Below are 1,601 nucleotides of genomic sequence, written 5' to 3'. Positions count from 1 at the left end.
CAGCGCCGGCAAGCCCTGGCCGCCGTAGTCGCGTTCGACCACTTCGGCCTCGGGTGCCTGTTCGCGGAGCAGGGCGCGGGCCAGGCGGAAGGTCTGGGCGGCCTTGCCGTGGGGGCTGAAGCTCAGTAGCAGCGCGCGGGTCATTGGCCGAGGTCCTGTGAAAAGTGCATCCCCAGTGGCAGCAGGCCCTGGCGAAAATAGAAGCGTTGGGCCAGGGCCATGTGCATGCCGGTGTCCAGCACCAGGTAGCGATAGCCCAGGCGGCGGGTGTGCTGGCGTACCTCGTCCAGCAGGTGCGCACCCAGGCGTCGGCGTTGCAGGGAGGCGTCCACCACTAGGTCATCGACGTAGATAAAGCGCCCATACAGCAGGTTTTCCGTCAGGCGATAACCGGCCAGGCCCAGCACCCGGCCGTTTTCCCGGGCGACCAGCAGGCGGTAGCCGCTTTCCCGCTGGCGCTGGATCTGCTGGACGAAGGCGTGCGGGTCTTCGAGCTTTGGCCGCAGTTGCTGCATAACGGCAAAGCAGGCCAGGCAGTCGGCGTCGCTTTCGATGTGCACAAACTCAACAGAGTCATTCATGGTTGCCGTGCTCCATGTGCGCTTTTACGGCGGCAGGGACTTTGCGAAAGCTGATGGCGACGCGGTTCAGGGCGTTCATCAGGGCGATAGCCAGGGTCAGGTCGGCAATTTCCTTGTCATCGAAGAGGGCCTTGGCCTCGGCATAGTGTTCGTCCGGTACCTCGGTTTGTGCGACCTGGGTGACCGACTCGGCCCAAGCTAACGCGGCGCGTTCACGCGGGCTGAACAACGGCAACGCTTCGCGCCAGGCGGCCAGCAGCATCAGCTTTTCCAGGCTCACGCCCTGTTTGAGCAGGTCGCGCGAATGTGAGTCCAGGCAGTAGGCGCAGCCGTTGAGTTGCGAGACCCGCAGGTACACCAGGTCAATCAATTCCTTCTCCAGGTCGCAGCCGTGGATGTAGCTGTGCACCGAGCCAAGGGCCTTGTAGCCGACGGGCGCCGCCAGGGCGTAGTCGAGACGGTGTTGCATGGGGTGCTCCTTGTTTCGTGAAGTGATGCCGTCAGTGTGGCGGCCGGGTCGCCGGCTCAATAGGGCCAAGAATGGACAAGCGGGTTGGGACAAGATCAGACTTCAGGGCTGATTCACTGTGAGCCGGATAACGATGTCGTCACTGCCCAAATACCAGGAGATCTACCGGCGCTTTCGCCAGGCCATCGACCAGGGCCAACTGCGCCCCGGTGAGCGGGTGCCGTCGGTGCGCAGCCTGGCCCAGGAACTGAAGGTGGCCCGGGGCACGGTGGAGACGGCCTACCAGTTGCTGGTGAGCGAAGGGTTCTTCCTGGCGAGGGGCCAGGCGGGAACAGTGGTGGCCGAGGCGTTGCCGCAGCGCTCGATCAAGTCGTTGCCGGTTGAACCCGAACCCGTGGCGCCGGCGTCGGCCCCGCGCCTGTTGCAGTTGGGCTTGCCGGCGCTCGACAGCTTTCCGCGCAAGCTGTGGGCGCGGCTGGTCACCCGGCAAGTGCGCCGAGTCGATGTGAACAGCCTGGCCATGGGCGATGTGCGTGGTGCCCGCTCGCTGC

At 65.0% G+C, this 1,601-nt stretch carries 3 protein-coding genes; 1 reads left to right on the top strand and 2 read right to left on the bottom strand.

The genetic code is table 11. From position 1 onward, the window contains the following. Positions 1-140 precede the first annotated feature (140 nt). Both HX846_RS35000 and HX846_RS34995 read right to left on the bottom strand, forming a co-directional pair. Complete coding sequence (locus tag HX846_RS35000) at positions 141-581, bottom strand: GNAT family N-acetyltransferase (protein ID WP_178967233.1); 441 nt, start codon at positions 579-581, stop codon at positions 141-143. Next, positions 574-1,050 carry a carboxymuconolactone decarboxylase family protein gene (locus HX846_RS34995; RefSeq protein WP_177021461.1) on the bottom strand — a complete coding sequence of 159 codons (477 nt, stop codon included), beginning with the start codon at positions 1,048-1,050 and terminating at the stop codon, positions 574-576. Before HX846_RS34995 ends, HX846_RS35000 begins: the two co-directional genes overlap by 8 nt. Positions 1,051-1,183: 133 nt before the next feature. Here HX846_RS34995 and HX846_RS34990 point away from each other — a divergent pair. Further along, on the top strand, positions 1,184-1,601 hold a 418-nt coding region (locus HX846_RS34990; RefSeq protein ID WP_178967232.1), incomplete at its 3' end, for a GntR family transcriptional regulator.

It is taken from the genome of Pseudomonas sp. K5002 (assembly GCF_013386655.1).
Taxonomy (GTDB): domain Bacteria; phylum Pseudomonadota; class Gammaproteobacteria; order Pseudomonadales; family Pseudomonadaceae; genus Aquipseudomonas.
This window is presented reverse-complemented; position numbering and strand designations above follow the sequence as displayed.

Coding starts and splice junctions, on each gene's coding strand:
- HX846_RS35000 (WP_178967233.1), bottom strand. CDS start 581: ATGAATGACTCTGTTGAGTTTGTGCACATCGAAAGCGACGCCGACTGC.
- HX846_RS34995 (WP_177021461.1), bottom strand. CDS start 1,050: ATGCAACACCGTCTCGACTACGCCCTGGCGGCGCCCGTCGGCTACAAG.